Source organism: Pseudomonas sp. SDO5591_S426 (assembly GCF_054070755.1).
Map to the genome: position 1 here is coordinate 1 of NZ_JBSVXD010000247.1, position 6,857 is coordinate 6,857.

The 6,857-nt window shown below is 59.5% G+C and carries 7 protein-coding genes; 3 read left to right on the top strand and 4 right to left on the bottom strand.

The window, feature by feature from the left end; genetic code table 11:
- Positions 1–43: 43 nt before the first annotated feature.
- A complete protein-coding gene (locus ACW9JC_RS27475; RefSeq protein ID WP_338582715.1) occupies positions 44–1,561 on the bottom strand; it encodes an MDR family MFS transporter in 1,518 nt (505 codons plus the stop codon).
- A gap of 79 nt (positions 1,562–1,640) precedes the next feature.
- Positions 1,641–2,825: a 4-hydroxybenzoate 3-monooxygenase gene (pobA, locus tag ACW9JC_RS27480; RefSeq protein WP_457458957.1), complete on the bottom strand. Its 1,185-nt coding sequence runs from the start codon at positions 2,823–2,825 to the stop codon at positions 1,641–1,643.
- Positions 2,826–3,015: 190 nt separating this feature from the next.
- Between pobA and ACW9JC_RS27485 the strand changes: the two genes are divergently transcribed.
- Entirely contained in the window at positions 3,016–3,912 is an 897-nt protein-coding gene (locus ACW9JC_RS27485) for a helix-turn-helix domain-containing protein (protein ID WP_457458949.1), read from the top strand.
- Positions 3,913–3,920: 8 nt separating this feature from the next.
- On the opposite strand, the gene ACW9JC_RS27490 is transcribed toward ACW9JC_RS27485, so the two are convergent.
- The gene (locus ACW9JC_RS27490) at positions 3,921–4,097 is read right to left on the bottom strand and encodes a hypothetical protein (RefSeq protein WP_162837843.1); all 177 of its coding nucleotides are present in this window, start codon (positions 4,095–4,097) and stop codon (positions 3,921–3,923) included.
- Positions 4,098–4,267: 170 nt separating this feature from the next.
- Complete coding sequence (locus tag ACW9JC_RS27495) at positions 4,268–5,173, bottom strand: LysR family transcriptional regulator (RefSeq protein ID WP_457458951.1); 906 nt, start codon at positions 5,171–5,173, stop codon at positions 4,268–4,270.
- A gap of 114 nt (positions 5,174–5,287) precedes the next feature.
- Here ACW9JC_RS27495 and ACW9JC_RS27500 point away from each other — a divergent pair, with 114 nt between their 5' ends.
- Together ACW9JC_RS27500 and ACW9JC_RS27505 are read left to right on the top strand one after the other, a co-directional pair.
- The gene (locus tag ACW9JC_RS27500; protein ID WP_457458953.1) at positions 5,288–6,163 is read left to right on the top strand and encodes an MBL fold metallo-hydrolase; all 876 of its coding nucleotides are present in this window, start codon (positions 5,288–5,290) and stop codon (positions 6,161–6,163) included.
- Positions 6,164–6,191: 28 nt separating this feature from the next.
- On the top strand, positions 6,192–6,806 hold the full coding sequence (locus tag ACW9JC_RS27505; RefSeq protein WP_457458955.1) for an NAD(P)-dependent oxidoreductase: 615 nt from the start codon (positions 6,192–6,194) through the stop codon (positions 6,804–6,806).
- Positions 6,807–6,857 lie beyond the last annotated feature (51 nt).

Below are 6,857 nucleotides of genomic sequence, written 5' to 3' on the forward strand. Positions count from 1 at the left end.
GTATTCCAATGTAGGAGCTGCCGCAGGCTGCGATCTTTTGCTTTTAACGAACCTTGTCTTCCCTGCCGCGCAACAACATGTTCGGCATCGCAATAGCCGCTGCAAGCCCCAACAACGACACCGCTGCACTGACCATCAGCAAATGCCGGAAGGTCAACAGCAACTCCGCACGCAAAGCGTCTTGCGCGTCACCCGGCGCAGCGTTCAAACCATCAAGCAAAACATTCCCGGAATGCCCTTCGGCAATCAGCGCCGAGCCGGCCAGGTGCGCGAAGCTGGAGTCTTGCAACAGCGCCAGCAGCAGCGCCGACATCAACGCCACACCCACCGCGCCGCCCAGCGAACGGAACAGGTTGGTGGTGCTGGTGGCGACGCCGATGTCGCGTTGTTCCACCGAATTCTGCGTGCCCACCAACGAAGTCGGGAACTGCATGCCCGACGATATACCGCACAGCAGCATGAACAGGCTGCTGAGCAAAAAGGCTTGGGGCGGGCTGAAGGCCATGCCGAGAATCGCGATTGGCATCAGCGCGGCGCCGGTCAGGATCATCGGTTTGTAGCGGCCGGTCACGGAAGTGCGGCGGCCGGCGAAATAAGCACCAATCGGCAAGCCCATCGCCAGTGGCAGCAAGTGCAGGGCGGCGCTGTCGGCGCCGGCGCCGGTGACACTCTGAAAGCGCAGCGGCATCAGCACGATCAACGAGATCGCCTGGAAACTGGTAAAGAAAATCGTGCACCAGCACAGGATCGCGTTGCGGTTGGCGAACAAATGCATGGGCAACAACGGCTCCCGCGCCCGTCGCTCATGCACGACGAACAGCCCCAGCACCACCACCGCACAGGCAAGCAACCCCAAGACCTCGGCGCTGCGCCACGAATGGCCCTGGCCGACCTGGGTGATGCCCAGCAATAACGCCGTCAGGCCGATGATCATCAGCAGGGTGCCGAGGTAATCGATGATCGGTTTGCGTTGCGGAATCGGCAGGCCGACCAGTGTGCGATTGGCCACCAGCCACGCGCCCAGGCCCAGCGGCAGGTTGATCAGGAACACCCAGCGCCAGGACAAGTATTCAGTCATGTAGCCGCCAAGCACCGGCCCGGCGACGCTGGCCACCGCGTACATGCTGCTGAAGTAACCCTGATAGCGACCGCGCTCGCGTGGCGGCACGATGTCGCCGATGATTGCCTGGCTCACCGAGATCATCCCGCCGGCGCCGATGCCCTGGATAATTCGCGCCAGCACCAATTGCTCCATGCTCTGCGCCATGCCGCAGAACAACGACGCCAGCGTGAACAAACCCATGCCGAACAGCATCAACTTGCGCCGTCCGTACAAATCGCCGAGTTTGCCGTAGATCGGCACCGCTACGGTCATTGCCACCATGTAACCGGAAATCACCCAGGCCAGCAGGCTGACGTCCTTGAATTGCGCGGAAATGGCTGGCATCGACACGGCGACGATGGTCTGGTCCAAAGCACCGAGAAAAATCGCCAGCATCAGCGCGATCAACACGCTGCGGATGGCCGGTTTGGGCGTTTCAGGCTGGTTGAGATTGGTCACGGAAGAACCTGCGGGCAGTGATTGACCCGCACGAGGCAAGGGCGAGCGGGGATGCTCGCCAGTGTAAGTCGGTAGCAGGCTATTCGATAGCCTCATAAGGAAGCCCGACGTAATTTTCTGCAATGGTTTTTCGACCCGCCTCGGAGTCGATGAAATATTCCAGCTCCGACTCGGTGATGCGCTGGCTAAAGGCATCGTGATCCTCGAAACGGTGCAGCATCGAGGTCATCCACCAGGAAAACCGCTCGGCTTTCCACACCCGGCGCAGGCAGATTTCCGAGTACTTCTCCAGCAGATCAAGGCGATCTTCGCGGTAAACCTTGAGCAGGATGTTGAACAACGTACTGACGTCACTCGCCGCCAGGTTCAGACCTTTGGCGCCGGTGGGCGGGACAATGTGTGCGGCGTCGCCGACCAGGAACATCCGGCCGTACTGCATCGGTTCGACCACGAAGCTGCGCAGCGGCGCGATGCTTTTTTCGATGGACGGTCCAGTCACCAGATTGTCCGCCAACTTCTGCGGCAGACGGGTTTTGAGTTCATCCCAGAAGCGTTGATCGGACCAGTCTTCGACTTTTTCATCGGCCGGAACTTGCAGGTAGTAACGAGTGCGCGTCGTCGAACGCATGCTGCACAGGGCAAAACCGCGTTTGTGGCGGGCGTAGACCAGCTCTTCGTGCACCGGTGGAGTATCGGCAAGAATCCCCAGCCAGCCAAACGGATAGACCCGTTCAAACACCTTCAGGTTCTCGGCGGGAATCGATTGCCGCGCCACGCCATGGAAGCCGTCGCAGCCGGCGATGTAGTCGCAATCGAGGCGATAGTGTTCGCCGTCCTTTTCGAAGGTCACGAACGCTTCGTCGGTTTTCATGCCGTGGGGAACGACGTTGCTCGCCTCGTAGAGGGTCTGCGCGCCGGCGATCTGACGAGCGGCCATCAGGTCCCGGGTGACCTCGGTCTGGCCGTAGATCATCACGGTTTTGCCCCCGGTGAGGGCTTGCAGGTCGATGTGCACCTGGCGCCCGTCGAGGGCCAGTTCGAAGCCGCCATGAACCAGTCCTTCAGCGTCCATGCGCTGACTCACACCGGCCTGGCGCAACAGCTCTACCATGCCTTGTTCAAGCACACCGGCACGGATGCGCCCGAGTACATAATCCGGCGTCTGGCGTTCGAGAATCAGGGTGTCGATGCCGGCGTTGTGCAGCAATTGTCCGAGCAGTAGACCGGAAGGACCGGCACCGATGATGGCAACTTGGGTTTTCAGCGTTTTCATTGTTTTTATGACTCGCAAGCTCCACGCGACCAGGGTCTGTGGATAATTTTTATGGATCGAGTGCTTGCATTTTTCCCTTGCGGGTCTGTCAATTGAAGGTGAAAACTGAGCCGATACCTGTACATTCTGCCAATCGGTGCGATTATCGCCCGTCATCTATTCCGAGGCCTGGATTGAAGTGATGAACAAGCCTGACCTGCCTTCGATTCCAGTGTTCAAGCTCTACGGTGAAAGCCTGGATTGGCCGACCCCGGACTTGCTGCACTGTGAAACCATCTCCAAACGCAGCCGCGAACATCAATGGGAAATCAAACCTCACCGTCACGCCGATTTATGCCAGTTGCTCTTCGTATTCAAAGGTCAGGCAGAGCTTGAAATCGAAGGCCAGCGTACGCAATTGACTCAAGCGGCCATCCAGATCCTGCCACCGCTGTCAGTGCACGGTTTCCGTTTTTCCGAGGATGTCGAAGGATTCGTGGTCACCCTGGCCGCGCCGCTGATCGCCCATCTTCAAGCGCAACTCGGGCATTCGGTGAATGCGCTGGCCCAAGCGGAAAGCTATCCGGCCGGCACTGACGCCGAGTACCTGAACAGCCTGTTCAGTGCGTTGCAGAACGAATACACCAGCCACCAACCGGCGCGGGAAATGCTCATGCATTCGCTGGTCAGCGTGATCATGGTGTGGGTCAGCCGTCAGGTAATCCAGCGACGTTCAGCCACGCAACGACCGCAACGTGCCCGGGAATACCTCAACGGGTTCATTCAGTTGGTGGAAGAGACCTATCGGCAACACGTCAAGGTCGAAGACCTGGCCCATCGGCTGGGGATTTCCGTGTCCCACCTCAATGGCACTTGCCGTGAACTGGCGGGGCAACCGGCGTTGCAGATCATGCACGAGCGTCAATTGCTGGAGGCCAAGCGCTTGCTGACCTACACCAGCATGACCATCTATGAAATGTCCGACGTTTTGGGCTTCTCGGATCCGACCAACTTCACGCGCCTGTTCCGGCGCCGGGTGGGAATCTCGCCAAAGGCGTTCCGCGACCGTTTGAAGGCCGATCAGGACAACGAGGCCTGACCCCTTCGCTAACGGAGGGCGTTGAGCGTCGCGTTGTGGGGAATGCAACGCTCGAAATTGCAGCTGGCGTACTCACGGGGCAGGTTGCGCAACTGCTCCACGCGCCAGGCTGCCGCGCCATACAACCCGAGCGTAACCGCGCAGGTGATGAAAATCGCGAGGTACCTTCTTGTTTTGATGTTCATGGCGTTGACCTCTGAACGAATACCCTTCGGTATTACTTTGAGCATAGGTCAGGGTGGGGGAGTTGTGTAGGAGCTGCCGAAGGCTGCGATCTTTTGATGTTGTTTTTTGTTGCTTCTGAAAAGCAAGATCAAAAGATCGCAGGCTCCGCCAGCTCCTACAAGGGAACGGGTTATAGGCCGATATCCCATTCCGGTTCCTCCGGAAACCTCACCACCAGAAAATCCAGCAAACTGCGCAGCGCCGCCGGCATGTGCTTGCGTGAGGCATACACCGCGTACACGTTCATCTGCCGAGGCTCGGCCGAGGGCAACAGACGAACCAGTTCGCCGCTGTGGATGTGCACGCCGGCCTGATAAGTGGGCAGCATCGCCACTCCGGCGCCAGCCATCGCTGCGCGTAACAGGGTAGTGGCCTCGTTGGCGCTGATGTTGCCCTGCACCGGCACCGAGACCTGTTCGCCGTCCTGCTCGAAATGCCACAGGCTTTTGCCGAAGTAGGAGTGGGTCAGGCAGTTGTGCTGGCTCAAGTCCTCGACCCGCAGCGGTGTCGAATGCTCGCGCAGGTAGGCAGGGGAGGCGCAGATCACTGAGCGGCAGACCGTCAGCCGACGGGCGATCAGGTTCGGGTCCAGGTCATTGCTGGTGCGGATCGCCAGGTCGATGCGCTCATCCACCAGGTTCACTGTGCGGTCGAGCATCTGCATGTCGATGCTGACGCCCGGATAGCATTTGACGTAGGCGGCCATGGCGTCGGCCAGTTGCGCCTGGCCGAACGAAGTGCTGACGCTGATCCGCAGCAGCCCGCGCGGGGCATCCTCCGGGACGCTGACGGCGGCTTGCATGTCGGTGGACAAATCGAGCATCTGTCGACAGCGCGGCAGCACTTCGCTGCCGGCGGCGGTCAGGCTCAATTTGCGGGTGGTGCGATGCATCAGGCGTGCGCCGACCCAGTCTTCCAGCTCCGCCAGATACCGTGAAACCACTGGCCGCGACAGCTCCAGATGATCGGCGGCGGCCGACTGGCTGCCGAGGTCGACCACCGTGACGAACACGCGCATTGCTTGTAGACGATCCATGATTTGCCCGATTTCAGAAACAAACTATGTTCAAGCATCGCATTTTTTGTACTGAGTCAGGCAACTAAGCTCTGGTCCATCGCCATGCATGGCACCTGAACCACGGAGCAACACATGATCGGCTTCACCTCACTTAAACGCGTTTTCCTCGCCACCACGCTCGGTTTTGCCACCCACGCGAGCGCATCGACGTTGACGCTGGATGTCTACAACCCCGGAGAGAAAGCGATTTTCCCGGTGACCTCGGTACTGGTCAGCGGCGAGAAAGAGGCGATCCTGGTGGACGCGCAATTCGGCAAATCCCAGGCCGAACAGGTGGTGGAAAAAATCCGCGCCAGCGGCAAGCAACTGACCACCATTTACATCAGCCACGGTGACCCGGATTACTACTTCGGCCTCGACACCCTGACCGCCGCATTCCCCAAGGCCAAGGTGCTTGCTTCGCAGGCGACCGTTGATCACATCAAGCAAACCGTCAACGGCAAACTGGCGTTCTGGGGCCCGAAAATGGGTGCCGACGTACCGGCCAAAACCATCGTGCCGGACGTGCTCAAGGGTGACAGCCTGATCCTCGAAGGGCAGAAGTTGCAGGTGGTCGGCCTGGAGGGCAAACAACCGGATCGCAGCTTCGTGTGGATTCCGTCGATCAAGGCCGTGGTCGGTGGCGTGGTCGTGGCGGAAAACATCCATGTGTGGATGGCCGACACGCAAACGGCGCAGTCCCATGCCGATTGGTTGGCTACGCTGCATTCGATCGAAACCCTGAAACCGACAACCATCGTGCCCGGTCATTACCTCGGCGAGAGCGCCCGCTCGTTGGCCGCTGTGCAGTTCACCGCCGATTACATCCAGGCCTTCGACGAAGAAACCGCCAAGGCCAAAGACTCTGCTGCGCTGATCGCGGCGATGAAAAAACGCTTCCCGACGCTGGGCGAAGAAAGCTCCCTGGAGCTGAGTGCCAAAGTCGCCAAGGGCGAGATGAAGTGGTAACCCGCTGTTCAATCCACTGGAGAAGTTCATGAGCAAAATCGCAATCATCGGTGCCACCGGTCGTGCCGGTAGCCAACTGTTGGAAGAAGCCCTGCGTCGCGGTCACAGCGTTACCGCCATCGCTCGCGATACCTCGAAGATCGGTCAGCGTGCAGGAGTGGTGACCCGTAATGTCGACGCGCTCGATGCCAGCGCATTGCAGGCAGCTATCGCCGGTCATGACGTGGTGATCAGCGCGGCGCATTTCGCCACGCTGCCCGCCAGCGCCGTGGTCGGGCCGGTGAAAAAGGCTGGGGTCAAACGCCTGCTGGTGGTGGGTGGTGCCGGTTCGCTGTTGTTGCCTGATGGCACTCGAGTGATCGATAGCGCAGGTTTCCCTGAGGCTTACAAAGCGGAGGCCAGCGCCGGTGCCGAGTTTCTAGGAACGCTGCGAGAAGAAAAGGATCTGGACTGGACGTTCCTGTCGCCATCGGCCGAGTTTGTCGAAGGCGAGCGCACCGGAAATTTCCGCGCCGGTCAGGATGATTTACTGGTGAGCAGCGAAGGGCGCAGCTGGATCACATTTGCGGACTATGCGATTGCGATACTCGACGAAGTGGCAACACCGAAGTATTCGCGGAAGCGGTTTACTGTCGGGTACTAACGCCGCAATCGATGTAGGAGCTGCCGAAGGCTGCGATCTTTTGACTTTGAT